Annotated in this window: 26 protein-coding genes; 11 read left to right on the forward strand and 15 right to left on the reverse strand. The window is 32.8% G+C overall.

Features of this window, described 5'->3' with window-relative positions:
- Positions 1–5 precede the first annotated feature (5 nt).
- The 5 genes from RSE15_RS10425 to RSE15_RS10445 all read left to right on the forward strand — a co-directional run bounded on the left by RSE15_RS10425 (position 6) and on the right by RSE15_RS10445 (position 5,014).
- Positions 6–1,604, forward strand: a complete 1,599-nt coding sequence (locus RSE15_RS10425; protein ID WP_324068304.1) for a dihydrolipoyl dehydrogenase family protein — start codon at positions 6–8, stop codon at positions 1,602–1,604.
- Positions 1,605–1,677: 73 nt separating this feature from the next.
- On the forward strand, positions 1,678–2,640 hold the full coding sequence (locus RSE15_RS10430) for a M28 family metallopeptidase (protein ID WP_324068306.1): 963 nt from the start codon (positions 1,678–1,680) through the stop codon (positions 2,638–2,640).
- The gene (locus RSE15_RS10435; protein WP_324068308.1) at positions 2,630–3,313 is read left to right on the forward strand and encodes an SDR family NAD(P)-dependent oxidoreductase; all 684 of its coding nucleotides are present in this window, start codon (positions 2,630–2,632) and stop codon (positions 3,311–3,313) included. The genes RSE15_RS10430 and RSE15_RS10435 overlap by 11 nt, the downstream gene beginning before the upstream one ends.
- A gap of 2 nt (positions 3,314–3,315) precedes the next feature.
- The gene (locus tag RSE15_RS10440; RefSeq protein ID WP_324068310.1) at positions 3,316–3,918 is read left to right on the forward strand and encodes a SprT-like domain-containing protein; all 603 of its coding nucleotides are present in this window, start codon (positions 3,316–3,318) and stop codon (positions 3,916–3,918) included.
- A 40-nt stretch (positions 3,919–3,958) separates the two neighbouring features.
- Positions 3,959–5,014 carry a mannose-1-phosphate guanylyltransferase gene (locus RSE15_RS10445; RefSeq protein WP_324068312.1) on the forward strand — a complete coding sequence of 352 codons (1,056 nt, stop codon included), beginning with the start codon at positions 3,959–3,961 and terminating at the stop codon, positions 5,012–5,014.
- Between the two features lie 2 nt (positions 5,015–5,016).
- Here the strand turns inward: RSE15_RS10445 and RSE15_RS10450 are convergent, their stop codons facing one another.
- The 8 genes from RSE15_RS10450 to gcvP form a co-directional block, all read right to left on the reverse strand.
- Positions 5,017–5,787, reverse strand: a complete 771-nt coding sequence (locus RSE15_RS10450; RefSeq protein WP_324068315.1) for an ABC transporter ATP-binding protein — start codon at positions 5,785–5,787, stop codon at positions 5,017–5,019.
- Complete coding sequence (locus RSE15_RS10455) at positions 5,787–6,533, reverse strand: MlaE family ABC transporter permease (RefSeq protein WP_324068320.1); 747 nt, start codon at positions 6,531–6,533, stop codon at positions 5,787–5,789. The genes RSE15_RS10450 and RSE15_RS10455 overlap by 1 nt, the downstream gene beginning before the upstream one ends.
- Positions 6,534–6,591: 58 nt before the next feature.
- Positions 6,592–7,440 (reverse strand): glycosyltransferase family 2 protein, encoded by an 849-nt coding sequence (locus RSE15_RS10460; RefSeq protein ID WP_324068322.1) that lies wholly within the window; start codon positions 7,438–7,440, stop codon positions 6,592–6,594.
- Between the two features lie 20 nt (positions 7,441–7,460).
- Positions 7,461–7,988: a class I SAM-dependent methyltransferase gene (locus tag RSE15_RS10465; RefSeq protein ID WP_324068323.1), complete on the reverse strand. Its 528-nt coding sequence runs from the start codon at positions 7,986–7,988 to the stop codon at positions 7,461–7,463.
- Positions 7,989–8,117: 129 nt separating this feature from the next.
- Positions 8,118–9,176 carry a 3-oxoacyl-ACP synthase III family protein gene (locus tag RSE15_RS10470; RefSeq protein WP_324068325.1) on the reverse strand — a complete coding sequence of 353 codons (1,059 nt, stop codon included), beginning with the start codon at positions 9,174–9,176 and terminating at the stop codon, positions 8,118–8,120.
- Between the two features lie 134 nt (positions 9,177–9,310).
- On the reverse strand, positions 9,311–9,682 hold the full coding sequence (locus tag RSE15_RS10475) for a group III truncated hemoglobin (RefSeq protein ID WP_324068327.1): 372 nt from the start codon (positions 9,680–9,682) through the stop codon (positions 9,311–9,313).
- Between the two features lie 76 nt (positions 9,683–9,758).
- On the reverse strand, positions 9,759–10,586 hold the full coding sequence (locus RSE15_RS10480; protein WP_324068329.1) for a peptidoglycan DD-metalloendopeptidase family protein: 828 nt from the start codon (positions 10,584–10,586) through the stop codon (positions 9,759–9,761).
- A gap of 110 nt (positions 10,587–10,696) precedes the next feature.
- On the reverse strand, positions 10,697–13,540 hold the full coding sequence (gene gcvP / locus RSE15_RS10485) for an aminomethyl-transferring glycine dehydrogenase (protein ID WP_324068332.1): 2,844 nt from the start codon (positions 13,538–13,540) through the stop codon (positions 10,697–10,699).
- Between the two features lie 150 nt (positions 13,541–13,690).
- Between gcvP and RSE15_RS10490 the strand changes: the two genes are divergently transcribed.
- On the forward strand, positions 13,691–14,530 hold the full coding sequence (locus RSE15_RS10490; protein ID WP_324068334.1) for a UbiA prenyltransferase family protein: 840 nt from the start codon (positions 13,691–13,693) through the stop codon (positions 14,528–14,530).
- A 2-nt stretch (positions 14,531–14,532) separates the two neighbouring features.
- Here the strand turns inward: RSE15_RS10490 and RSE15_RS10495 are convergent, their stop codons facing one another.
- The 3 genes from RSE15_RS10495 to RSE15_RS10505 form a co-directional block, all read right to left on the reverse strand.
- On the reverse strand, positions 14,533–14,919 hold the full coding sequence (locus tag RSE15_RS10495; RefSeq protein ID WP_324068337.1) for a hypothetical protein: 387 nt from the start codon (positions 14,917–14,919) through the stop codon (positions 14,533–14,535).
- 11 nt (positions 14,920–14,930) lie between these two features.
- Positions 14,931–15,275 carry a hypothetical protein gene (locus RSE15_RS10500; protein ID WP_324068339.1) on the reverse strand — a complete coding sequence of 115 codons (345 nt, stop codon included), beginning with the start codon at positions 15,273–15,275 and terminating at the stop codon, positions 14,931–14,933.
- A gap of 398 nt (positions 15,276–15,673) precedes the next feature.
- Positions 15,674–16,177 (reverse strand): GbsR/MarR family transcriptional regulator, encoded by a 504-nt coding sequence (locus RSE15_RS10505; RefSeq protein WP_153207769.1) that lies wholly within the window; start codon positions 16,175–16,177, stop codon positions 15,674–15,676.
- 189 nt (positions 16,178–16,366) lie between these two features.
- On the opposite strand from RSE15_RS10505, the gene RSE15_RS10510 reads away from it, so the two are divergent.
- Positions 16,367–17,482 (forward strand): ATP-binding protein, encoded by a 1,116-nt coding sequence (locus tag RSE15_RS10510; RefSeq protein ID WP_324068343.1) that lies wholly within the window; start codon positions 16,367–16,369, stop codon positions 17,480–17,482.
- A 41-nt stretch (positions 17,483–17,523) separates the two neighbouring features.
- Here the strand turns inward: RSE15_RS10510 and RSE15_RS10515 are convergent, their stop codons facing one another.
- From RSE15_RS10515 to RSE15_RS10530, 4 genes are all read right to left on the reverse strand, one after another.
- Entirely contained in the window at positions 17,524–19,548 is a 2,025-nt protein-coding gene (locus tag RSE15_RS10515; RefSeq protein ID WP_324068345.1) for a M3 family metallopeptidase, read from the reverse strand.
- Between the two features lie 158 nt (positions 19,549–19,706).
- Positions 19,707–20,189, reverse strand: a complete 483-nt coding sequence (gene purE, locus RSE15_RS10520) for a 5-(carboxyamino)imidazole ribonucleotide mutase (RefSeq protein WP_324068346.1) — start codon at positions 20,187–20,189, stop codon at positions 19,707–19,709.
- A gap of 66 nt (positions 20,190–20,255) precedes the next feature.
- Positions 20,256–21,419, reverse strand: coding sequence for a 5-(carboxyamino)imidazole ribonucleotide synthase (locus tag RSE15_RS10525; RefSeq protein ID WP_324068348.1), 1,164 nt, complete (start codon positions 21,417–21,419; stop codon positions 20,256–20,258).
- 73 nt (positions 21,420–21,492) lie between these two features.
- Positions 21,493–22,041: a hypothetical protein gene (locus RSE15_RS10530; RefSeq protein ID WP_324068350.1), complete on the reverse strand. Its 549-nt coding sequence runs from the start codon at positions 22,039–22,041 to the stop codon at positions 21,493–21,495.
- A gap of 96 nt (positions 22,042–22,137) precedes the next feature.
- On the opposite strand from RSE15_RS10530, the gene hpt reads away from it, so the two are divergent.
- From hpt to obgE, 4 genes are all read left to right on the forward strand, one after another.
- Complete coding sequence (gene hpt / locus RSE15_RS10535; protein ID WP_324068352.1) at positions 22,138–22,668, forward strand: hypoxanthine phosphoribosyltransferase; 531 nt, start codon at positions 22,138–22,140, stop codon at positions 22,666–22,668.
- 58 nt (positions 22,669–22,726) lie between these two features.
- Positions 22,727–23,302, forward strand: coding sequence for an adenylate kinase (locus RSE15_RS10540; protein ID WP_324068354.1), 576 nt, complete (start codon positions 22,727–22,729; stop codon positions 23,300–23,302).
- Between the two features lie 167 nt (positions 23,303–23,469).
- On the forward strand, positions 23,470–24,693 hold the full coding sequence (locus RSE15_RS10545) for a hemolysin family protein (RefSeq protein ID WP_324070456.1): 1,224 nt from the start codon (positions 23,470–23,472) through the stop codon (positions 24,691–24,693).
- A 136-nt stretch (positions 24,694–24,829) separates the two neighbouring features.
- Complete coding sequence (gene obgE, locus RSE15_RS10550) at positions 24,830–25,840, forward strand: GTPase ObgE (RefSeq protein WP_324068355.1); 1,011 nt, start codon at positions 24,830–24,832, stop codon at positions 25,838–25,840.
- Positions 25,841–25,937: the final 97 nt, after the last annotated feature.

Genomic DNA, 25,937 nt, shown 5'->3' on the forward strand with positions numbered 1-25,937 from the left:
AAACTATGGCACAAATTATAACAATGCCCCGTTTGAGTGATACGATGACTGAAGGAGTTGTAGCTACTTGGCTAAAAAAAGTGGGTGATACAATCAAAACAGGTGATATTCTTGCTGAAATTGAAACGGATAAAGCAACAATGGAATTTGAGGCTTTTTATGATGGTGTTTTATTACATATCGGAATTCAAGAAGGACAATCTGCTCCAGTGGATTCTTTATTAGCAATCATTGGTAAAGAAGGTGAAGATATTTCTGCTTTATTAAGTGGAAGAGTTGTTGCTGAATCTAAAGAAGAAAAAGTAGTTGAAGAAGCAAAACCAACTTCTGCATCTGTTGAAATACCAGCTGGTGTAAAAGTAGTAACCATGCCTCGTTTATCGGATACCATGACAACTGGAACGGTTGCAACATGGTTGAAAAAAGTAGGAGATGCGGTAAAAGAAGGTGATATTTTAGCAGAAATCGAAACAGATAAAGCTACGATGGAATTCGAATCTTTTAATGCAGGAACTTTATTATATATTGGAGTGCAAGAAGGTGATTCTGCTCCAGTAGATACAATTTTAGCTATTTTAGGACCTGCAGGTACTGACGTTTCAGGTATTGCGGCAAACTATAAAGTAGGTGCGGTGGTGGAAGCTCCAAAAGCAGAAACAACTACTTCAACGCAAACTGAAATTACTGAAAACAAACAACAGGCAACAGACAACTCAAGAATATTTGCTTCTCCATTAGCTAAAAAAATTGCACAAGATAAAGGAATCAATTTGTCTCAAGTAAAAGGTTCTGGTGAAAATGGAAGAATTGTAAAATCGGATGTAGAGAATTTTACTCCATCTGCAGTTGCAACTCCATCTCAAGCGGTATCAGAAGCAACAAATGTAGTTGCAGCTGTGAAACCATTTGTTCCAGCAGGAGAAATATTCCAAGAAGAAATTAAAAATTCGCAAATGCGTAAAACCATTGCGAGACGATTATCAGAATCTAAATTTACTGCACCGCATTACTATTTAACTATCGAGTTAGATATGGACAATGCTATTGCTTCAAGAAATATGATTAACGGCTTACCAGATACGAAAGTTTCTTTCAACGATATGGTAATCAAAGCGAGTGCGATGGCATTGAAAAAACATCCACAAGTAAATTCACAATGGAGAGAAGATGCTATGGTAATCAATCACCACGTGAATATTGGAGTAGCAGTAGCTGTTGAAGACGGATTAATGGTTCCAGTATTGAAATTTACGGACCAAATGAGCTTAACTCAAATTGGCGCTAACGTAAAAGACTTAGCTGGAAAAGCAAAATCGAAAAAAATCCAACCAGCTGAAATGGAAGGAAGTACGTTCACTATTTCTAATTTAGGAATGTTTGGAATTCAATCGTTTACTTCTATTATTAATCAGCCAAATTCAGCTATTTTATCTGTAGGTGCTATTATTGAAAAACCAGTAGTTAAAAACGGACAAATTGTAGTTGGAAACACAATGACCGTTACTTTAGCTTGCGATCACAGAACAGTAGATGGCGCAACAGGAGCTCAATTCTTACAAACGTTTAAAGCGTTTATGGAAAATCCAGTAACTATGTTGGCATAATAATTGTTAAATTTATCATACAAAATCCCGATTTAAGTCGGGATTTTTTTATTTTTACTACAAACTAAATGCTATGAAAAAAATACTGTGCTTATTTACTTTTGTTGGATTGTCGCTTCAAGCACAAACAAATGTTCCTTCAAAAGATGTTTCAACTACGAATTATAAAGTATCTGAAGATAATGTCAAAAATACACTTTCTTACTTAACTTCTGATGAATTAGAAGGAAGAGATTCGGGAAGTAAAGGAATAGAAAAAGCTTCGATTTATCTTGAAAATCTACTGAAAGAAAATGGAATTAAGCCTTATTTTAAAACCTATCGCGATACGTTGTCAAACTACAATAAAACGTCTTATAATGTTGTAGGGTATATCGAAGGAACCGATTCAAAATTAAAAAATGAATTTGTAATCATTGGTGCCCATTATGATCATATCGGAAAAATTGCCGCTGTAAATGGTGATGATATAGGAAATGGTGCAAACGACAACGCTTCTGGAACAACCGCTGTAACTGAAGTGGCAAAATATTTTGCAAAGTATAAAAATAACAAGCGTAGTGTAATTTTCGTGTTCTTTTCAGCAGAAGAAAAAGGACTTTTAGGTTCAAAACATTTAGCTGCTAAATTAAAAGAACAAAAAATGGATTTGTATTTCATGTTCAATTTTGAGATGATTGGTGTTCCCATGAAAGACAGAGGAATGGATTTCTATTTAACAGGTTTTGGAAAAACTAATATGGCAGCCAAAATAAATGAATATGCAGGAGAAAAATTAGTAGGTTATTTACCAATAGAAACCAAGTATATGTTATTTAGAGCTTCTGATAATTATCCGTTTTTTACAGAATTTGAAGTGCCAGCACAAACGGTTTCTACTTTTGATTTTGAAAATTTTGATTTTTATCACCAACCTGATGATGAATTTGAATTGATGGATACAAAACACATGGCTCAGGTAATTTCAAAAACAATTCCAGTTTTAGAAAAAATGATTAATGCACCAAAAAAAGAAATCAAATTAAATGAAAAATAAAAATATAATTATTACTGGAACTTCTCGCGGAATTGGTTATGAATTAGCTTTGCAATTTGCAAATGAAGGGCATCAAGTTTTAGCAATTTCACGCAAAACACCGAAAGAGTTAATCGAACATCAAAATATTACGTGTTTATCAATTGATATTTCAAATCCAGAAGAATTACTTCAAGTGGAAAAATTTATCACTGAAACCTGGAAAAAGGTTAATATATTAATTCATAATGCTGGAAGCTTGTTGCATAAACAATTCACGCAAATTACTTCAGAAGAATTTCAAAACATATATAAAGTCAATGTTTTTGCGGTTGCCGAATTGACAAAAATTTGTATTCCATTCATGGAAAAAGGAACTCACGTGGTAACAATTAGTTCAATGGGAGGTATTCAAGGTAGTATGAAATTCGCTGGATTAGCCGCTTATTCATCAAGTAAAGGCGCAGTAATTACGTTATCAGAATTGTTAGCAGAAGAATATAAAGAACAAGGTATTGCTTTCAATGTTTTAGCACTTGGAGCGGTTAATACCGAAATGTTGCAAGAAGCTTTTCCTGGTTACGAAGCACCACTTTCAGCTAAAGAAATGGCAGATTATATTTTCAATTTTGCTTTAACCGGAAACAAATATTACAACGGAAAAGTATTGCAAGTTTCATCTTCAACTCCTTAAAATTGAGCGAAGTTTTACAAAAATACCTTCCTGAACACGCTGTTCATCATTGTTTTGAGTTAATCAAAGCAAATCATGTGCATCTTAAAATTGTCAACGAACGTCAAACACGACATGGCGATTATCGAAAGGATGCGCAAGGGTATCATTTAATTACCGTAAATGCAAGTTTGAACAAATACCGTTTTTTAATTACATTAATTCATGAAATTGCACATTTGGTAGCTTTTGAAAAATATGGTCGAAACATAAAACCCCATGGTGAAGAATGGAAACTCACTTTTCAGCGGTTGATGGTGCCTTTTATTCGTCCAGAAATATTTCCAAATCAATTGTTGCCCTTGTTGGCAAAGCATTTCAGAAATCCAAAAGCCAGTAGTGATACGGATGCAAAATTAGCTTTAGCATTAAAACAATTCGATCAAAAAGAAACCGATAAAAATTATATCTTTGAAATACCGTTTGGGAGTCATTTTAGAATTCATAACGGAAAAATTTTTAAAAAAATAGCCTTGCGTGTTAAACGATATGAATGTATGGAAGTAAGTTCTGGACGAATGTATTTGTTTCAACCCAATGCTGAAGTAGAATTGTTGCCAAGTTGATTTTAGAAGGAAGATTAACGATTTTAGATTTAAAAAAGAAATGAACAAAAATTATTACGCAATATTGATGGCTGGTGGAGTTGGTTCTCGTTTTTGGCCTGTTAGTACAACTGAATTTCCTAAGCAATTTCATGATATGTTAGGAACTGGAGAAACGTTAATTCAAAAAACATTTACCAGGCTTTCTCAGATTATTCCTAAAGAAAATATCTTAATTCTTACCAATGAAGATTATAATAGTATTGTTTTAGAGCAATTGCCGATGGTAAAACAAGAGCAAATTATTTTAGAACCTGTAATGCGAAATACTGCGCCATGTATTTTGTATGCTTCTTTAAAGATTAAAAAACAAAATCCAAATGCTGTAATGGTGGTAGCGCCTTCTGACCACTGGATTGAAGATGAAGTGCAGTTTTGTTCTAATTTGCAACACGCTTTTGATTTCTGTGAGCGCGATGAAAATTTAATGACATTAGGAATCGTACCAACATTTGCGAACACGGGTTATGGTTATATTGAGTTTGATAAATTAGATTCACGCCCTATTAAAAAAGTAAAACAATTTCGTGAAAAACCTGATTATGCAACCGCAAGAAAGTTTATCCAAAGTCGAAATTTTTTATGGAATGCTGGAATTTTTGTGTGGAGTGCCAAAACCGTTTTAAATGCCTATGAAGAGTTTCAACCAGTTATGTTTGCTCATTTCATGAACGGTTATGAAACTTTAAATACAGATAAAGAAGCCGCTTTTATAAAAGATAATTATCCATTGGCTCAAAATATTTCGGTTGATTATGCTATTTTAGAAAAAGCGCAAAACGTTTATGTGTTGCCAGCAACTTTTGATTGGAACGATTTAGGAACTTGGGGATCCTTATATGATAAATTGCCTAAAGATGAACAAGAAAATGCTATTGTGAATGCAACTGTTTATCTAGAAAATGCAACCAATAACATCATAAGAACTGAAGGAAAAAAATTAGTCGTTATTGATGGTTTAACAGATTATATTATTGTTGATAAAGACGATGTTTTGCTGATATATCCAAAAAACAAAGAGCAAGATATTAAGCAAATTGTATCAAAATTGAAATAATTCTATTTTACATTATCTTCCAAATACATTTTTCTAACTCTTTTAAATAATTCAGAAGAATAAACAAAATCGGTGACAGCTTCGTTATCGGTTTTGAAAATTTCTTTGTTTGAACCTTCCCATTCTAATAATCCATTTTTTAAGAATACAATTTTTTGACCAATTTCCATAACTGAGTTCATGTCATGGGTATTAATCACTGTTGTAATGTTGTATTCTTCGGTGATTTCCTGAATAAGATTATCAATTACAATGGCTGTTTTGGGGTCTAAACCTGAATTTGGTTCATCACAAAAAAGATATTTTGGATTATTTACAATGGCACGAGCAATGGCAACACGTTTTTGCATTCCTCCTGAAATTTCTGAAGGGCGCTTGTGATGTGCATTTACTAAGTGTACTCTGTCAATTACAAAATCCACACGCTCTTTAATTTCTTTAGCTGATTTATTTGAGAACATTTTTAAAGGAAACCCAATGTTTTCTTCTACTGTCATTCCGTCAAATAAAGCACTTCCTTGAAATACCATTCCAATTTCAGTTCTTAAGGTTCTTTTTTCATCATTTGATAATTCAGAATATATTCTACCATCAAAAGAAATAGTACCACTATCAGGAGTATGTAAGCCTAGTAACGATTTTAAGAAAACGGTTTTCCCAGAACCACTTTGCCCAATGATAAGATTAGTCATTCCAGCTTCAAAACGAGTAGAAACGCCTTTTAAAACAGTTTGTTCGCCAAACTTTTTTACGATGTTTTTTACTTCAATCATTAGCTTAATAAGAGTTGGGTTAATATAAAGTTCATTAAAATAATAACTACAGATGTCCAAACGAAAGAAACTGTACTCGCTTTACCTACTTCTAATGCACCACCTTTCATATAATAACCATGAAAAGAAGGTATTGTTGCTAGAAGTAAAGCAAATGCAATTGTTTTTATAAATGCATAGGCAATATGAAACGGAATAAATTCGGTTTGAAGTCCCGTTGTGAATTCAAAACTAGTGGTAAAACCGCCATAAACTGCTGCCATCCAACCGCCAAAAACACCCAAAAACATACTTAATCCAATTACAAATGGATATAAAAGTAAGGCGATAATTTTTGGAAAAACCAAATAGTTTAACGAGTTAACTCCCATTACTTCAAGGGCGTCAATTTGTTCAGTAACTCGCATGGTTCCAATACTTGAGGTAATGAATGAACCCATTTTACCTGCCATAATGATAGAAATAAAAGTAGGTGCAAATTCTAAAATTACCGATTGTCTTGTAGCAAAACCAATTAAAAATTTAGGAATCAACGGATTAGTTAAGTTTAATGCTGTTTGAATAGCCACAACACCACCCACGAAAAAGGAAATAAAGGAAACGATTCCAAGTGAATCAATGATTAAATCATCAATTTCTTTTAGAATTAATTGTTTCATTACCGACCATTTAGTAGGCTTGTTGAAAATTTCTTTCAACATGATGAAGTATTTTCCTATTTGCGATAAGTAGCGAATGAGCATCATTTTATTCAGTGTTCAGATTCTAGTATGCAGTAAAAATACTATATTTTATTGTAAAAGATTAAAACATTTTCTCTTTCATTTTCTTCCATCGGTAGTTTCTGAAAAATTTAGCTTGCTGTGGTGTTACAAATAAAGGTTTTCCAGATGATTTTGCTTTCCAAAAACCCATTAAATAATCAATGAATAAAAGTGGTTTTCCTTTTCGTATTGCCAATTTCAATGACGAAATTGCGGTAATGATAAATCCGTAACCCAAACTGTAAAAAGCTTCTCCTTGTTTGTAACGTGCAGCTTTATTGTAACTGGCTCCTGTGAGTTTTAGGTGTTTTACATGCAAACTTTCATCGGTTACCACTTTCCAGTTGTAGAATTTACACAATAATTCATCTACGGTATCCCAACCCATGGCAGGTTTTAATCCGCCAATTTGTTGATAGGTTGCTTTTCGGTACGATTTTAAGGCTCCACGAATATGATCTTTATCGGTTAGATTTTCTAAAAGCCAATCGCCATTTTTTTCGATGTAACAAAATCCGCCTACCATTCCAATTTTCTCATCAGATTTGAAATGCTTGATAATGGTTTCGAAATAGTTGTTTGGGAAAATCAAATCAGCATCTATTTTTACGATAATATCGTAATGGTCATCGATGTGTTTTTCGCCTTCATGGAATGCTTGAATGACTTTACTGCCAGGTAAATGAATCGCATCTGATTTTTTATTCACTAAAGTGATAAAAGGAAATTTGGAAGCAAATTCGGAAACAATTTCTGAGGTTTTATCGGTAGAATTATCATTAACCACTACAATTTTTGTTGGTAAAACGGTTTGTTCTATTAAAGATTGCAAAGTCAAGCTTATAAAGGCTTCTTCGTTGTAGGCTGGAATGATAATGTAATATTTCATAAGAAAAAATCTATTTTCTTTTATCTTTTTTCTCTTTCCGCGTAAACTAAATAATACCTAGGTGTAATCCATCTTAACAAAGGTCTAAAACCAAGTTTTTTAACTGGATGTGTGAATTTTACTCGGTCTACAATTTTAAAACCTGCTTTTTCAAGAAGCCAATCCAATTGCCAGTCTTCAAATTCATGATAATGTCTATCCCACATATCTGTTTTACTTCTATAAGCTGGAGAAAACCATAAACGCAATGGAATCGAAATTAAAATTTTATCTGCTTTTACGTTTTGTAAAACAGTATACGGATTTAATAAATGTTCGAAAATTTCAAATGCCGTAAAAACATCATAGCTCTCGTTTTTAAGTGCCGATTGATTATTGTCAATATCTTCTCCTTTTGTATTGATAACGGAGTAGTTATTGTCTTCCATAATTTTTGAAAAAGGATTAGGAACACCTAAATCAAAAATGGTTTCAGAAGTTTTGATGTGTTTTTTTAGAAAATCTAAAGTGATATTGAATCGTTTACTTGGATATGTTTTTTCGTACATTATAAAATTTGTTTAGCTTCGCTCAGTTCGGCATTGCCATGAGTCAAGTTTAAAGTTTCAAGTTGAAAACAGTTGGTAAAATTAGCAATTTAACTTTAAACCTGAAACTTTAAACCTGAAACAAAAAAATTACATTTGGTACACAATAGCATTAATATTCATTCCGGCACCAACAGAAGCAAAAATGATGACATCGCCTTCATTTAAAATTTGTCCTTCTAATTCATTATTAGTAATTAGGTCAAATAATGTAGGTACTGTTGCTACACTTGAATTACCTAATTTGTGAATACTCATTGGCATAATTCCTGTTGGAGTTTCCATCTTATATAATTTGTAAAAACGATTGATGATGGCTTCATCCATTTTTTCATTTGCTTGATGAATTAAAATTTTCTTTACGTCGGTAATGGCAATTCCGCTTTTCTCTAAGCAAGAAGCCATTGCTTTTGGAACATTAGAAAGGGCAAATTCGTAAATTTTTCTGCCATACATTTTTATGTAGCGAATATTTGGGTCTTCATTTTTATTAAAAGAATTTCCAAAATATAAAAATTTAGCTTCATCAAAAGAAAAAGTAGCTGATTCGTGAGCTAAAATTCCGCCTTCATCATCTGTAGCTTCAATAATTGTTGCTCCTGCGCCATCAGAGTAAATCATGCTGTCGCGGTCGTGCTTATCTACAACTCTTGATAAAGTTTCGGAACCAATAACTAAGCATTTTTTAGCCATTCCAGCTTTAATATAGGCTTGAGCTTGAATAACAGCTTCTATCCAACCTGGACAACCAAAAAGAATATCATAAGCGACACATTTTGGATTTTTAATTTGTAATCCATACTTAACACGTGTGGCTAAACTGGGAACTGTATCTGATTGTATGGTATTTGTTTTAATGTCGCCGTAATTGTGAGCCAAAATGATATAGTCTAAAGTTTCAGGATCAATGCCTGATTTTTCGATAGCTTTTTTAGCAGCAATTATTGCCATATCAGAATTGACCATATTGTCATCTGCGTAGCGTCTTTCAAGAATTCCAGTAATTTCAACAAATTTTTCTGCAATAATATCATTCGTCATATTAAAAGCTGTGCCGTCTTCATTCAAAAAATCATGTTGAGCAAAATCAGAATTCGTAACTTTTTTAGTTGGAATATAGCTTCCTGAACCCGTTATTTTAATATTCATAATAGTTATTGTTAATGTAACGAAATTATTAATTATTTCTTAACATAAATTAAAAAAGGATTTTTTTTTACGCTAATTATTAAATTGTCAATTTAAGCTCAAAAAAAATATGAAATTGACTTTTTTAGAGGTGTTTACGGAAATTTTATCTGCATAATTGTTGCCATGCTTAACGCTTGTGTTTTCATTTGCTTGGCATAGTTGCCTGAGAAATGCTCATCAATTGTCGAATTAAAAAGAGTTAACCAAGTTTCAAAATGTTCTTTTGTAAAAGCCTGTTTATCGTGAACTTCTTTATGAATGGAAAACATATTATTGAAATAACCTCCTTTTAAAAACAAAGATTGCTCCCAAAAGGTAGCTAAAATCTCAAAATGCGCTTCCAAATGTTGGTCAACTGCTGTTACTTTCGTGAAGAAAAAATTAATGGAGTCATCAGCTAAAAGTTTATCATAAAATTTTCGCATGATGAGTAAAATATCTTCTCTGGTTTCGATGTCGTTCATTTTAGGGTAGTGGGTTAAAGGCGATGGGTAATGGGTGAAAAAAAAGGTTTCAAATTTTTAATTTGAAACCTAATGTTTAATATTTCCTAAAGTAGTTTTTATTTTCGTTTAAAAATTCAATAGTTGCTTCATTGGTTTTGAATTTTGTCTTTAAAGTTTCTCTTTTTTCAATCCCTTGTTTAAAAATCACTAAGTGTAAATGTGCTGCTGTACTCCATCCTACATTTCCACTAAGTCCAATTACCTGTCCTTTTGTAATTTTATCCCCAACTTTTACTTTTGCTCCTTTAAGTTTTAAATGAGCATATTCAGCAAAAGTATTGTCAGAATGATAAATTAAAATTACATTATTAAATTTCATGCAATCTTTTGTAGGGCAGTTTTTATTATTACTATCAATTAAATTAATTACTATCCCATCTCTTACTGCTGTTATTTCAGTTCCAATTGGCATTAAGAAATCTAGGGAATTCTCATTTTGATGTGAAAATGTTCCGTTGTAACCTTGACTAACAGTATAATTTTCATGTGTTTTATATGGTAAATCATAGACATAATCAATGTCAAATTCCTTATCTAGTACTGAACCATAATTTGAATTACTTTGAAAGGAAAATTTGTAAGCTTTGCCTTTTTTGATTTCAGTTAATGTTGTTAAATGTTGCTTTTTTCTTTTTGAATCAATAACGTATGTTTTGTTATTTCCACCTTCAATAGAAAGATTTGTAGTAGTAAAGTTTATTTTAACACTTACTGTACAAAACTCATCGTTATCAGCAAAAATTTCATATCCGTTACTTGTAAGTTCATAATAAATTTTGACTTTTATTTCAGCGTTACTAAAAATTGGGAATAAAAGGAGAACTATTACAAATTTAATATTTTGAGTAAATTTTAGCTTCATGTTTTTTAACAAGTTAATTTTTTTATTTACAACTTTAATGTCTTAACTGATAATTTAAACCAAATTTGTGAACTATATTTTTAATAGCTCACAAAAATTGGTTGTTTATTTTACATGTACGCTTCAATTGGTGCACAAGAACATACTAAATTTCTATCTCCATATGCTTCATCAATACGACGAACTGTTGGCCAAAATTTATTCTCCGCAATATAATCTAAAGCATAAGCAGCTTGTTCTCTTGTGTATGGGAAAACCCAATCGTTAGCTGTAACCATTGCTAAAGTATGAGGCGCATTTCTTAAAATGTTATTAGCATCTTCTTTTGTTGAAGCTTCAATTTCTTTACGAATAGAAATCATCGCATCACAAAAACGATCTAATTCTGCTAAATCTTCAGATTCTGTAGGTTCAATCATTAACGTTCCAGCTACTGGGAAAGAAACGGTTGGCGCATGGAAACCATAATCCATTAAACGTTTTGCGATATCTGTTACTTTGATTCCTTTTTCTTCGAAAGCTCTACAATCTAAAATCATTTCGTGAGCCGCTCTTCCCATTTCTCCAGAATATAAAACTGGATAATGTTCGTCTAAACGCGCTTTCATGTAATTTGCATTTAAGATAGCATATTTAGTAGCATTTGTCAACCCTTCAGCGCCTAACATAGTGATGTAACCGTAAGAAATTAAACAAACCAAAGCCGATCCATAAGGTGCAGAAGAAATAGCTGTGATAGCTTGACTTCCACCTGTTGGAATAATTGGATTGGTTGGTAAGAATGGAACTAATTTTTCGTTTACACAAATTGGTCCAACGCCTGGTCCACCACCACCATGAGGAATAGCGAATGTTTTGTGTAAGTTTAAGTGACAAACATCAGCACCAATAGTTGCAGGATTGGTTAATCCAACTTGTGCATTCATATTTGCACCATCCATATAAACTAATCCACCATTATCGTGAATGATTTTGGTAATTTCTATAATAGCACTTTCAAAAACTCCGTGCGTTGATGGATAAGTAACCATCAAAGCTGATAAGTTGTCTTTGTGTAAGATTGCTTTTGCTCTTAAATCTTCTACATCGATATTTCCATTCTCCATGGTTTTTGTTACGATGATTTCCATTCCTGCCATAGCAGCAGAAGCTGGATTGGTTCCGTGAGCAGAAGCTGGAATTAAACACACATTTCTGTGGTAGTCGCCTCTTGATAAATGGTAAGCACGAATAGCCATTAAACCAGCGTATTCACCTTGAGCACCCGAATTTGGTTGTAACGTTGTTCCTTGGAAACCAGTTACAACATTCAATTGTTGCTCTAATTTTTTCAACATGATTTGGTAACCTTCTGCTTGTTCAACAGGAGCAAAAGGGTGAATGCTGTTCCAATTTGCCATCGATAAAGGCAACATTTCAGCAGCAGCATTTAATTTCATAGTACAAGAACCTAATGAAATCATTGAGTGATTTAACGATAAATCTTTACGCTCTAATTTTTTGATATAACGCATCAACTGTGATTCTGAATGATGATTGTTGAAAACATCATATTGTAAGAAAGTTGATTTTCTCACTAAGTTTTCAGGAACCATTACTTCATTGGCTAATTGACTAATTGTAAATGTATCTTTTCCAGTTGCTTCAGCAAAAATGGCAATGATTTGATTGATGTCGTTTACCGAAGTTGTTTCGTTAAAAGAAATCGAAATCGTTTCAGCATCTGGATAGAAGAAATTTACTTCGTGTTTTTCAGCAATTGCTTTTACTTTATTCGCATCAAATTTAACTAAAATCGTATCGAAGAAAGCTGAATTCGTTTGGTAAACACCTAATTTATTTAAAGCATCAGCAGTGGTAACCGCAGAAGCGTGTACTTTATCAGCAATATATTGTAAGCCTTTTGGTCCGTGATATACAGCGTACATTCCAGCCATAACCGCTAGTAAAACTTGCGCTGTACAAATGTTTGAAGTTGCTTTTTCGCGTTTGATGTGTTGCTCACGAGTTCCTAAAGCCATACGTAATGCACGGTTTCCGTTTACATCGATAGAAACACCAATGATTCTTCCTGGCATCGAACGTTTGAATTCTTCTTTCGTTGCGAAATATCCAGCGTGTGGACCACCGTAACCCATTGGAATACCAAAACGTTGTGTAGTTCCTACAACTACAGCAGCTCCCATTTCACCTGGAGAAGTTAATTTCGCTAACGATAAAATATCAGCAGCAACCGCTACTTTGATTTCGTTTTCTGCTGCTTTTGCAATGAATCCTGCATAGTCATAAACTTGACCGTATTTTCCAGGATATTGTAAAATTGCACCAAAGAATTCTGTTGAGAAATCGAAAGTTTCGTGATTTCCAACTACTAATTCAATATTTAATGGAGTAGAACGTGTTTGTAAAACGGATAAGGTTTGTGGTAAAATTTCTTCCGAAACGAAGAACTTCTTCACGTTATTTTTCTTTTGATCGCGTGTTCTTACATCAAAAAGTAATGCCATTGCTTCTGCAGCAGCTGTTCCTTCGTCAAGTAAAGACGCATTTGCGATTTCCATTCCTGTTAATTCGATAACCGTAGTTTGGAAATTCAAAATCGCTTCTAAACGACCTTGTGCAATTTCAGCTTGATAAGGTGTGTAAGCGGTGTACCATCCTGGGTTTTCAAAAATATTTCTTTGAATAACTGCTGGAACGATCGCTGGGTGATATCCTAAACCAATATATGATTTGAATGCTTTGTTTTTCTTTCCTAATTCTTGAATGTGAGTTAAATACTCATACTCAGTCATAGGAGCGTCTAAATTTAAGTCGTTTTTTAAACGAATATCATCTGGAATGGTTTCAAAAATTAATTGGTCTAAAGATTCTACACCAACCGTTTTAAACATGTGATTTAAGTCACTATTACGTGGGCCTAAATGTCTCAAAGCGAATGCATCTGTTCTCATTTACTAAAAATGTGTATGTGTGTTATTTTGTGTTGTTTTGGAACACAAAAGTAATTATTAATCTTGTAATAATTTGTTTTTAAAATGTGATTTTTTGTGATTTTATCAACTAAAATCGAGTCTTATTAACAGATTGATTATTTTTGTTGAATGGTTGTTTTAAAGAAAATTATCGATTTCTATATCAATAGTAGCTTACATGTGGCTTTGTCGGCTTTTGCTTTGGTGTCTATGGCGCACTATTTTTTCAATATTGACGGCGGTTTGTCGATTGTTTTCTTTGCTTTTTTTGGAACTGTTGTAGGGTATAATTTTGTAAAATACGATGCCTTAGCAAGATTAAACAAAAATCAAATCAAAAAAGAACTAAAAGGAATTGTTTTGTTAAGTTTTCTTTCTTCAATTGCTTGTTTTTATTTTTTTCTACAATTGTGTTGGGTGACTCAAATTAGTGCATTTGTTTTTTTAGGTTTAACTTTATTGTATACATTACCGTTTTTTCCAAACAAACAAAACGCTAGAAATTGGAAAGGGGTGAAAATTTACATTGTCGGAATTACTTGGGTAGGAGTAACCGTGATTTTGCCTTTGGTAGAAGCTGAAATTCCGTTTTCTATGGATGTGCTTTTGATGGCGATGCAACGTTTTTTATTGGTGTTCTCAATAGTTTTGGTGTTTGATATTGTGGATGTAAAACACGATGACTTGCATTTGCAAACCGTTCCGCAGAAAATAGGAGTGAAGTTGACCAAAAAACTCGGTTATCTATTATTGTTTTTATTGCTGATTTTAGAGTTTTTTTATACCAATAACCATCACTTTTTGCTTTTCTTTTTTAAACTTTTGGTTTGTGGAACTATTGCTATTTTTCTCTTTTTTGCTCATGAAAATCGTTCACGCTATTACGCTTCGTTTTGGTTAGAAAGTGTTCCGATTTTGTGGTGGTTATTACTAATCCTGACAGGTTTCAAAAACCTGTCAGGATTGTGAATTTATCCATTAACAACCATTACTTGTTCTGTTTGCGTTTGACTAGCTTTTCGTTTTCCTTTAAAGAAGAAAAATAAGTTCAAGAACAACATGATGCCTAAATAAATTGAAAATCCACCAATCTTATAACTCAGTTTTTCAATCAGTTCTTGATAACTGTCTTTGTATAAATAAATTTCTAAAATCATAAGCGCAAAACCTAAATTCAATAAATAAAATCCAGTTTCGAATAGTTTGTTGGTTGCGTTGGCGATTTCTTCTCGACCTTTAAAAATATCCAACATATAAATTTTACTGTTTTTAAAAAGTGTTTTTGAAACATAGTAGGTTAAAAATAAAGCAATTGGAAGATAAATTGCATAGCCGATTAAAATTTTTGTAGTTTCCATAATAATTGTGTTTAAATTAATTTTTTGATGTAATTCGTTAATAATATAATGTTGATGTAATGCATAACGGCAATCGCAATAATAATGAAAGCCGATTTTGAGGTAATCACTTCTATGAGTTGTGTGATGTTTTCAATTTGTTCCCAAGAAATTATCGTCATCGCACAATAACCAATATTTAACAGATAATATCCCACCAAAAGCAATTGATTTATTTTGTGACACAAGTCTTGATGATTAGGAATCAATTGCGAAACGAAAATGTTTCCGTTTTGATAACAGACTTTTCCAACTTTGACAATGATGATGGCTGTAATGCTAAAATAGATTAGGTAGGCGATGATGTTGAGGTTCATTTGTTTGGAGTTTTATAGATCAATATTGATAAGTAGATAGCTAATATTGGTTGAATATAAATCAATGTATAAGTGAAATAGTCTACTTTATTAATTATTGGACACCAAATCCAAATCGAAAAGAACATTATAACACCTAAGAAATATATTTTGTAATGAATGTTTTCTTTGAATTTAAATAGAAGAATTATTCCTAATATTAATTGAATAAATCCTGTAAGTATTGTTGAAAACAGAGCAAATCCATAATAGTTTCCCGATAGGTCATTGGTGAAATAACCAATTAAAGCTAGAACTATGGGTATTCCAATAGCTATTGAGTTGAGTGTTTTTATTATTCCCATATTATCTATTATTTTAAACTTTCAGAAATAATTGAAAGTTATGATTAAATTTTTTTACTTCATGATTTTAACAACCAATTTTGCCAACCAATTGTCTTTATATTCGGTGATTTTATCTAAAACGTTATCGGCTTTTAATACGAAGTCGTACAACTTTGTGGTTTGATCTACGAAATGTTTTTCTGCTTCAGTGTTGTCTGATTTTATAGAAGAAACTTCTTTCAAAACTTTCAACGCAGGTTTGATTTCACGTTTGCTGCGTTCTCTAGAAATTTTTACGGCTAATTCGTCTAAATCTTTTTCGGCTGTGAAAAATTCACGTCTTTCGCCCGCTTTGTATTCTTTGTACACGATGCCCCAATCCATTAAAGCTCTTAAATTCATCGAAGCATTCCCGCGCGAAATTTGTAATTCTTCCATAATGTCTTCCATAGAAACAGGTTCGTGCGAAACCATCAACAACGCATGAATTTGTGCCATGGTTTTGTTAATACCCCATTGAGAACCTAAAGCTCCCCAGGTTTGTACGAATTTATTTTTTGCTTCTTTGAATTCCATGAGACAAATGTACAATAAAGTTTTTAAAGTTTCAAAAAAAAATGAAAGTTTGTTATTTTGATTGTAAAAAGTTTAATATTGGTGAATATAATCACTAAAAAATACATAAATTTGGTGAATATAATCACCAAAAAAATATAAATTTGGTGAATAGAAATAAAACATATAAATTTGTTTAAAATTTAAGGTATGATTTTTAGAGATTTAGCAGCTAATTTGGAGGCAAAATTACACAAAGGAAAAGTTATTGTGTTAATTGGTCCAAGACAAGTAGGAAAAACAACTTTAATTAATTCCATTTTAAAAGATAAAGAGTATTTGTTTTTGGATGGGGATGATAATACTGTAACCGAAACTTTAGCTAATGCTAATACAGAAATTTTGAAAAGTATTATTGGTAATCATAAATATATTTTTATTGATGAGGTGCAACGCATTCCTAATATTGGACTGAAGTTGAAAATTATAGTAGATCAAATAAAAGATGTGCAAGTTATTGTGAGCGGATCTTCTTCTTTAGATATTAATAATGTTACGCAGGAGCCATTAACAGGTAGAAAATTTGAGTTTCATATGTTTCCCGTTTCATGGAAGGAATTTGAAAGTAGTGTGGGTTACATGAAGGCACAACAACAATTTGAGATTCGATTATTGTACGGAATGTATCCCGATGTTATCAATAATTTGGGTGCTGAACACGAAATCTTGAAAAACTTGGTTTCGAGTTATTTGTACAAAGATATTTTGGCTTTGGCAGGTATTAGAAAGTCAGAAGTTTTAGAGAAAATTTTACGCGCTCTTGCTATGCAAGTAGGAAGTGAAGTAAGCTATAACGAAATTGCTCAGTTGGTTGGAGTAGATAAAAACACAGTAAATAATTACATTGATCTGTTGGAAAAAAGCTTTGTGATTTTCCGTTTGACAAGTTTTTCAAAGAATATTCGAAACGAAATAAAAGCAAATAAAAAAATATACTTTTATGATAATGGTGTGCTGAATATGCTAATTGGTAATTTCAATGCTTTAGAATTCAGACAAGATAAAGGTGCATTGTGGGAAAATTTTTTAGTTTCTGAACGAATGAAACAATTGTCTTATACACAAAGTATAGCGAAGCCTTATTTTTGGCGAACCACAACGCAACAAGAAATTGATTATATCGAAATCAATTCGGATAAAGTAAGTGCTTTTGAATTCAAATGGGCAACTACTAAAAAAGCGAAATTACCAAAATCTTTTTCGGATGCGTATAACCCAAGTTTTTTGGTGGTGAATAAGGATAATTTTAGAGAGTTTTTGAAGTGATTAAACCTGACAGGTTTCGAAAACCTGTCAGGTTTGATGTTTTACAAAAGCCCTGCCCTTTTCAACAAAGCTTCCACTTTTGGTTCCTGACCTCTGAATTTTTTATACAATTCCATTGGTAATTCGGTACCACCTTTTGAAAGTACGTTGTCTTTGAATTTGGTAGCTACTTCTTTATTGAAAATGCCTTTTTCTTGGAAATACGCAAACGCATCAGCATCTAAAACTTCCGCCCATTTGTAGCTGTAATATCCTGAAGAATAACCGCCTTGAAAAATATGCGAAAACGACGTACTCATGCAATTTTCGGCTACGTCTGGATATAAGCTTATGCCTTCCATTGCTTGTTTTTCAAAAGCTTTTACATCGTCAATAGTTTGCGATTTTCCATGATACGTCATGTCTAAAATTCCGAAACTCAATTGACGTAACGTAGCCATTCCTTCTAAGAAACTCGCGCTTTCTTTGATTTTTTCTACATATTGTTGCGGAATAATTTCGCCTGTTTCATAATGTTTGGCAAACAAAGCTAACGCTTCTGGTTCGTAACACCAGTTTTCCATCACTTGGCTTGGTAATTCCACAAAATCCCAATACACCGAAGTTCCCGACAAACTTGGATAAGTTGTATTCGCTAACATGCCATGCAATGCGTGTCCAAACTCATGAAACAATGTCGTTACTTCGTTAAAAGTCAATAACGAAGGTTTTGTTTCGGTTGGTGGTGTGAAATTACAAACGATAGAAACATGAGGTCTTTCGTTGATTCCTTCCTTAATATATTGTGGTTTGTAGGATGTCATCCAAGCACCGTTTCGTTTTCCTTTCCTCGGAAAAAAATCTGAATAGAAAATAGCAACCAAATTTCCTTCGAAATCCAACACTTCAAAAGTTTGAACATCATCGTGGTATTTATCAATATCAAAAACTTCTTTGAAGGTTATTCCGAATAACTTTTCTGCAATCGTAAAAGCACCATTTAATACATTTTCTAATTTGAAATACGGTTTCAACAATTCATCATCCAAACTGAATAATTTTTGTTTCAATTTTTCCGAATAATACGCGCCATCCCATTTTTCTAATTGGTCAATTCCGTCTAATTCTTTTGCGAAAGCTGTTAATTCAGCAAATTCTTTATGAGCTGCTGGTTTTGCTTTTTCCAATAAATCATTCAAAAACGATTGTACTTTTTCTGGATTTTGCGCCATTCGTTCTTCCAAAACAAAATGCGAATGCGATTGGTAGCCTAATAAATTCGCACGTTTGTGACGTAATTCTACAATGCGTTTTACGTTTTCTTTATTATCGAATTCATTATCTTGAAACGATTTTTTTCCAGCAGCGATTGCGATTTCTTTTCGTAATTCACGATTTTCAACATACGTTACAAAAGGCAAATAACTTGGGAAATCTAAAGTAAAAACCCAACCTTCCAAATTTTTCGATTTTGCCAAACTCGCCGCCATTTCTTTAGCGCCATCAGGCAAACCTTTTAAATCGGCTTCATTGGTAATATGTAATTGATAATTATTGGTTTCCGCCAAAACATTTTCACCGAAAGTAAGTTTGACTTTGGCTAATTCGGTATCAATTTCGCGTAATTTTAATTTGTCTTCTTCATTAAGCAACGCTCCATTTCTAGAAAATCCTTTGAATTTTTTGTCTAATAATGTAGCTTGTTCAGTCGTTAATGTCAATGTATCTTTTTGATCATAAACGGCTTTTACTCTTTTGAACAACTCTTCATTCAATGCGATATCGTTACTAAAGGCTGTTAGTAATGGCGAAACTTCTTGTGCGATTTTTTGCATTTCATCGCAAGTTTCAGCCGAATTCAAATTAAAGAATATAGAAGACAATCGATCTAATTGCTCTCCTGAATAATCTAATGCTTCAATTGTGTTTGAAAAAGTAGGTTTTTCAGGGTTGTTGACAATGTTATCAATTTCAGTACGAGCTAGTTCGATAGTTTTTTCAAAAGATTCTTTGTACTCTGAAAGAATTATCTTACCGAAAGGTGCTGTATTGTGCTTTGTTGTAAATTTTTTTGAAAAAAGTTGCATAAAAATTTGTTTTTATCGATAAAGTGTATAATTTTGTCGATGAAATGATGTAAAAAACATCCTTTTTGTCCCAAACAGAGAGAGAGTAGAATTTTTTTATAGTTGTCACTTAATTGTGAGTAGAAATCCCGAGTTAGCAATAACTCGGGATTTTCTATTTATTTCAATCCTTCCGAGGCTTTTAAAACCGCTTGTTTCAAACCTTCTTTATAAGCGATAATTTTGTCTAAAACACATTTATCAGCACTTCCGATAATTTGTGCGGCTAAGATTCCAGCATTTTTAGCTCCGTTTAATGCAACAGTTGCCACAGGAACTCCCCCAGGCATTTGTAAAATTGATAAAACCGAATCCCATCCATCAATAGAATTACTTGATTTTACAGGAACTCCAATTACAGGAAGTGGCGACATAGAAGCAACCATTCCAGGTAAATGAGCCGCACCACCAGCACCAGCAATAATTACTGAAATACCTCTTTCGTGTGCGTTTTTACTGAAATCAAATAATTTTTCAGGTGTACGGTGTGCCGAAACAATATCTACTTCGGTTTCAATATCAAATCCTTTTAATATGTCGATGGCTTCTTGCATTACTGGCATATCCGAAATGCTTCCCATTATTATTGCTACTTTGCTCATTTGTTTTTTGTTTCAAGTTTAAGGTTTCAAGTTTATTTAGTTTTCAAAACTACCAACTTCGACTGATTACTGTGACTTAACACTGATTACTCTTATAGAATTCTTCACTTCCTCTGCAATTTTTCTTGCTGCCGTCATATTTTCATTTACAATGGTAACGTGTCCCATTTTTCGGAAAGGTCTTGTTTCTCTTTTTCCGTAAATATGTGCTGTTACACCATCAATTGCCATGATTTTTTCTATGTTTTCGTAAACTACTTGTCCAGAATACCCTTCTTCACCTACCAAATTTACCATAATTCCGGCAACTTTGCTATCGGTGTTTCCTAAAGGTAAGTTTAAAATAGCACGTAAATGATTTTCGAATTGCGAAGTATAACTCGCTTCAATCGAATAATGTCCAGAATTATGTGGGCGAGGAGCGACTTCGTTTACCAAAATTTCATCGTCTGCTGTTTGGAACATTTCTACAGCTAACAAACCAACATGATTAAAAGCTTCCGAAACTTTTAAAGCAATGTCTGTAGCTTTTTGCGCTACTTTTTCATCAATTCGAGCAGGACAAATTACATATTCTACTTGATTGGCTTCTGGATGAAATTCCATTTCTACAACTGGATAGGTTTTCACTTCTCCAGAAACGGAACGCGCTACAATTACTGCTAATTCATTTTTGAACGGAACCATTTCTTCAGCAATGCATTCTACATCGGGTAATTTTACCAAGTCTAATGCAGAACGACAAATTTTAACGCCATTTCCATCATAGCCAAATTGCGCACATTTCCACACAAATGGAAATTCTAATTCGTCTTTTGCTAAAGCATTTCTTAAGTCGCTTAAATCAACAAAGCGTTGGTGTGGCGAAGTAGGAATATCGTTTGAAACGTAATAATCTTTTTGTTTTCCTTTGTTTTGAATCAAACGTAAGGTTTTTGGGGAAGGGTAAATCGGTAATCCTTCTTCTTCTAATTTATCTAAAGCATCTAAATTTACATTCTCAATTTCGATAGTCAACAAATTGACCATTTTCCCAAATTGGTAAACCGTATCAAAATCCATTAAACTGCCTTTGTAAAATCCGTTGCAACTGTATCGTGCTGGAGCTTCTTCGCTTGGTTCTAAAACTAAAGTTTGAATATCGAATTTTCGTGTTTCGGTCAAAAGCATTTTTCCTAATTGACCTCCTCCTAAAATTCCTAATTTAAAATCAGAAGAAAAATAATTCATTTGGTGTAGTTGTTGTTTGTGTCGCAAAGATACTCAGACAATTGATAATTAACAATTGATAATTAACAATTTGTTACTTGTTGAGTTTTTTCAAAAGATTTCGAGTGGCCGCTTGGTAAGCCGCGGTATGATTCGAATAATCTTGTTCGATGATGGTTTTTAATTCTTCGTGAACCCAATCGTATTTTTTTCCTAACACAAAAAGTGCTTTCATAGCATATACTTTTGATGCTACTTTTTCGTCTTGAATCAAGCGGTCAATAAGTGCTTCTATTAAATGGTGTTCTTGTTCTTGCGATAATGAAATGCCATTTTTTCGATGATTACTTTTTGCCAGAAACATACAAATTTTAGTAGCGGGTCTAACGGCAGAATCGTCTTTTATTTTAGGTAATACCTCGCAAAATAAATCAAGGTAGGGAGTGAATAGTTTTAATTTTTTTTCGCAAACGAATTCTAAGCTCCAAAAAGCTTTTACGTGATTTTCATTTTGTATGTCAAATGCAATTGATATGAATTCGTTTAGTAATTCTTCGTGGCGAATTATGTAATTACTTAAATAAACGCGACTTTTTCGGTGAGCAGTACTTTGATTAATCTTATTTACTAAATCAGTTTTCATTTGGTAAATATATCAAATTTGCAAAAAAAATAAAATACTTTACAGCTATTCGTTTGACTTTCTTAAATTTGTTGTTTATTTCTAAATCTAACCAAAGTGATACAACTACACGATAAAAAATTTGAAGTTTTTATTTCGGGAGAAGAAATTAACTTCGCCATAGAAAACATGGCTAAACAAATTGAAGACGATTTTTGCGATGATGTGCCTGTTTTTATTGGAGTTTTGAATGGCTCTTTTATGGTTGTGGCCGATTTGCTAAAAAAATACAGTCACAATTGCGAAGTTTCATTCGTAAAAATGGCTTCGTATGAAGGAACGCAAACTACAAACGAAGTGAAACAATTAATAGGAGTAAACCAAAATCTTGAAGGTCGTTCTGTAGTTATTGTGGAAGATATTGTAGATACAGGAAATACGATTGAAGAATTAAAAGCAATTTTAAAACAACACAACGTGAAACATTTTAAAATTGCAACTTTATTTTTAAAGCCAGAAGCTTATAAAAAAGACATCAAATTAGATTATGTAGGGATTCGAATTCCAAACAAATTTATTGTAGGATATGGTTTGGACTATGATGGTTTAGGAAGAAATTTAAAAGACGTATACCAATTATCTGAGTAAAGAAGACAGAACAAAGAAAATAGAATAAAGACCAAAATTTTTAAACACAACTAAAACAATGATCAATATCGTATTATTTGGTAAGCCAGGAGCAGGGAAAGGAACGCAAGCCGATTTTTTAAAACACAAATACAATTTAGTACATTTATCTACTGGAGATATTTTTAGATTTAATATTAAAAATGATACTGATTTAGGAAGATTAGCTAAAACTTTTATGGATAAAGGAGATTTAGTACCTGATGAAGTAACTATTAAAATGTTGCAAAGCGAAGTGGATAAAAATCCACAAGCTGCAGGTTTTTTATTTGATGGTTTTCCAAGAACTATTGCACAAGCTGAAGCTTTAGATAAGTTTTTAGAAGGTAAAAATCAAGAAATTACAGCTACAGTTGCTTTGGAAGCGAATGATGAAATCTTAGTGCAACGTTTGTTAGAAAGAGGAAAAACTTCAGGAAGACCCGACGATCAAGATGAAGAAAAAATCAGAAATCGTTACCAAGAATACAACGAAAAAACGGCGCCTCTAATGGATTATTACAAATCGCAACACAAATTTCATGCAGTGGATGGTATTGGTGCTATTGATGAAGTAACCGAAAGATTGAGTTTAGTTTTAGATACGTTTCAATAATAAATAAGGCTTGAGAGAAAAATTTCGGGCTTTCGATTTTTTTTTCGATATTTGCACACAGAAAAGGAGCTATTTCCGTAATTTAGGATTTTAGCTCTTTTTTTATAATTTTAATTATGGAAATTTTAATCATTCTTTTTCTAATTCTTTTAAACGGTGTTTTTTCAATGTCGGAAATTGCATTGATTTCAGCGCGTAAAAACCGATTGGAAACAGCGGCTAAAAAAGGAAATAAAAATGCTAAAGCAGCTTTAGATTTAGCTAATTCGCCCAACGAATTTTTATCAACGGTTCAAATCGGAATTACCTTAATCGGAATTTTAACGGGTATTTATTCTGGAGATAAAATTACTACAGATGTTCAAAACTTTGTAGCCACTTTTGAAGCATTAAAACCGTATGCTAATTCTGTTGCGGTAGGAATTGTGGTTGTGGTTTTAACTTTTTTCTCATTAGTTTTAGGAGAATTATTACCCAAAAGAATTGGTTTAAATTATCCTGAAGGAATTGCCAAAGCATTTGCCGTTCCAATGAAATTAGTTTCTACGATTACAATGCCTTTTATATGGTTGTTAACTACTTCAACCGAGTTTTTATTGAAAATACTTAAAATAAAACCAACCGCTGATGGCAAAGTTACCGAAGAAGAAATCAAGGCTATTATTAAAGAAGGAACAGAAGTAGGAGAAGTTCAAGAAATTGAACAAGATATTGTGGAACGTGTTTTCCATATTGGCGATAGAAAAGTAAATTCGTTAATGACGCACCGAAATTCGATTGTGTATTTGTCGTACGAAGATTCCATCGAAGAGATTAAAGCAAAAGTTTTAGATGAATTGCATTCGGTTTATCCCGTTTGTGCGGATAATTTAGACGATGTGGAAGGAATCGTTTTATTAAAAGATTTGTTTTCAGGTTTTGAAAAAGGAAACTTTGATTTAAAAGCAATTACAAGAGAACCTGTTTATTTTATCGAACAAACTTCAGCCTATAAAGCATTGGAAAATTTTAAAATTTCAAAAGTGCATTATGCTTTGGTTACTGATGAACATGGTGTTTTTCAAGGAATAATTACATTGAATGATATTTTAGAGGCGTTAGTAGGAGATGCGGCTGATTTCTATGAAGACGAATTTAAAATTGTGGCAAGAGAAGACGGTTCGTGGTTAGTTGACGGACATTATTCGTTACATGATTTCTTAACTTATTTCGATATGGATGAGTTAACAGGTGATTACGAAGTAACAACAGTTAGCGGATTAATCATAACAGAATTAGGGATAATCCCAAAACAAGGACAAAAGTTAATTTGGAACAAACTAGAGTTCGAAGTTATCGATATGGATGGTGTTAAAATTGATAAAATTTTAATTACCAATTTAAAAGAATAAAAAGAAAGTATTCAGTGTTCAGTATTTAGTAATCAGTTCTAAATCCTGTTCATTGATAATAACAAATTGTTATCAGAAAAGAGGTTTTTGAAGGTTAAAAAATCACTAAACACTGATGACTGAACACTAAGAAAAAATGACAGAGGGAAATTTTGTAGACTACGTAAAAATATATGTTTCTTCCGGAAAGGGGGGGAAAGGGTCGTCGCATTTACACAGAGAAAAGTTTATTGAAAAAGGTGGACCTGATGGTGGAGATGGTGGTCGTGGAGGACACGTATATATAAAAGGAAATAAAAACCTTTGGACTTTATTTCATTTGAAATTTTTGAAACACATGCGTGCAGGTCACGGAGGTGATGGAGGAAGTTCAAGAAGTACGGGTCATGATGGTGAAGATAAATACATTGAAGTGCCATTAGGAACCGTTGTAAAAGACCAAGAAACAGGAGATGTTTTGTTCGAAATTACAGCGCATGATGAGGTTAAAATTATCGCAGAAGGAGGAAAAGGTGGTTTAGGAAACTGGAATTTCAGAAGTTCAACCAATCAAACACCTCGTTATGCACAGCCAGGAATGCCAGTAAAAGAAGTAGACGTTACTTTAGAATTAAAAGTATTAGCAGACGTAGGTTTGGTAGGTTTTCCAAATGCAGGAAAATCAACATTACTTTCTGTGTTAACTTCGGCTAAACCCAAAATTGCGGATTATCCATTTACCACTTTAAAGCCAAATTTAGGAATTGTAGCTTACAGAGATTTTCAATCGTTTGTAATGGCTGATATTCCAGGAATTATTGAAGGTGCAGCAGAAGGAAAAGGATTAGGACATTATTTCTTGCGTCATATTGAGCGTAATTCAACGTTGTTGTTTTTGGTTCCAGCTGATGCAGATGATATTAAGAAAGAATACGAAATTCTGTTAGATGAATTACGTCGTTATAACCCAGAAATGTTAGACAAAGATCGTTTGATTGTGATTTCAAAATGTGATATGTTAGACGACGAATTAAAAGCAGAATTAAAGAAACAATTGGACAAAGAATTTAAAGGAACACCTTATTTATTTATTTCTTCAGTGGCACAACAAGGTTTACAAGAGTTGAAAGACAAATTGTGGCAAATGTTAAATGTAGAAGAAAAATAATTTATCCTATAATAACGAAACAAGAGCATCTTCTATTTGAAGGTGCTTTTTTGTTTTTAATGCGGTTATCGTAATAAAAAGTTAAAATTGATTCAAA

The sequence above is a fragment of the Flavobacterium sp. genome, assembly GCF_035195345.1.
In the GTDB taxonomy this organism is placed as follows: domain Bacteria; phylum Bacteroidota; class Bacteroidia; order Flavobacteriales; family Flavobacteriaceae; genus Flavobacterium.

Bases quoted from the DNA above. Each gene is read 5' to 3' on its own strand.
- RSE15_RS10425 (WP_324068304.1), top strand. From the start codon at position 6: ATGGCACAAATTATAACAATGCCCCGTTTGAGTGATACGATGACTGAA.
- RSE15_RS10430 (WP_324068306.1), top strand. From the start codon at position 1,678: ATGAAAAAAATACTGTGCTTATTTACTTTTGTTGGATTGTCGCTTCAA.
- RSE15_RS10435 (WP_324068308.1), top strand. From the start codon at position 2,630: ATGAAAAATAAAAATATAATTATTACTGGAACTTCTCGCGGAATTGGT.
- RSE15_RS10445 (WP_324068312.1), top strand. From the start codon at position 3,959: ATGAACAAAAATTATTACGCAATATTGATGGCTGGTGGAGTTGGTTCT.
- RSE15_RS10450 (WP_324068315.1), bottom strand. From the start codon at position 5,787: ATGATTGAAGTAAAAAACATCGTAAAAAAGTTTGGCGAACAAACTGTT.
- RSE15_RS10455 (WP_324068320.1), bottom strand. From the start codon at position 6,533: ATGATGCTCATTCGCTACTTATCGCAAATAGGAAAATACTTCATCATG.
- RSE15_RS10460 (WP_324068322.1), bottom strand. From the start codon at position 7,440: ATGAAATATTACATTATCATTCCAGCCTACAACGAAGAAGCCTTTATA.
- RSE15_RS10465 (WP_324068323.1), bottom strand. From the start codon at position 7,988: ATGTACGAAAAAACATATCCAAGTAAACGATTCAATATCACTTTAGAT.
- RSE15_RS10470 (WP_324068325.1), bottom strand. From the start codon at position 9,176: ATGAATATTAAAATAACGGGTTCAGGAAGCTATATTCCAACTAAAAAA.
- RSE15_RS10475 (WP_324068327.1), bottom strand. From the start codon at position 9,682: ATGAACGACATCGAAACCAGAGAAGATATTTTACTCATCATGCGAAAA.
- RSE15_RS10480 (WP_324068329.1), bottom strand. From the start codon at position 10,586: ATGAAGCTAAAATTTACTCAAAATATTAAATTTGTAATAGTTCTCCTT.
- gcvP (WP_324068332.1), bottom strand. From the start codon at position 13,540: ATGAGAACAGATGCATTCGCTTTGAGACATTTAGGCCCACGTAATAGT.
- RSE15_RS10490 (WP_324068334.1), top strand. From the start codon at position 13,691: ATGGTTGTTTTAAAGAAAATTATCGATTTCTATATCAATAGTAGCTTA.
- RSE15_RS10495 (WP_324068337.1), bottom strand. From the start codon at position 14,919: ATGGAAACTACAAAAATTTTAATCGGCTATGCAATTTATCTTCCAATT.
- RSE15_RS10500 (WP_324068339.1), bottom strand. From the start codon at position 15,275: ATGAACCTCAACATCATCGCCTACCTAATCTATTTTAGCATTACAGCC.
- RSE15_RS10505 (WP_153207769.1), bottom strand. From the start codon at position 16,177: ATGGAATTCAAAGAAGCAAAAAATAAATTCGTACAAACCTGGGGAGCT.
- RSE15_RS10510 (WP_324068343.1), top strand. From the start codon at position 16,367: ATGATTTTTAGAGATTTAGCAGCTAATTTGGAGGCAAAATTACACAAA.
- RSE15_RS10515 (WP_324068345.1), bottom strand. From the start codon at position 19,548: ATGCAACTTTTTTCAAAAAAATTTACAACAAAGCACAATACAGCACCT.
- purE (WP_324068346.1), bottom strand. From the start codon at position 20,189: ATGAGCAAAGTAGCAATAATAATGGGAAGCATTTCGGATATGCCAGTA.
- RSE15_RS10525 (WP_324068348.1), bottom strand. From the start codon at position 21,419: ATGAATTATTTTTCTTCTGATTTTAAATTAGGAATTTTAGGAGGAGGT.
- RSE15_RS10530 (WP_324068350.1), bottom strand. From the start codon at position 22,041: ATGAAAACTGATTTAGTAAATAAGATTAATCAAAGTACTGCTCACCGA.
- RSE15_RS10540 (WP_324068354.1), top strand. From the start codon at position 22,727: ATGATCAATATCGTATTATTTGGTAAGCCAGGAGCAGGGAAAGGAACG.
- RSE15_RS10545 (WP_324070456.1), top strand. From the start codon at position 23,470: ATGTCGGAAATTGCATTGATTTCAGCGCGTAAAAACCGATTGGAAACA.
- obgE (WP_324068355.1), top strand. From the start codon at position 24,830: ATGACAGAGGGAAATTTTGTAGACTACGTAAAAATATATGTTTCTTCC.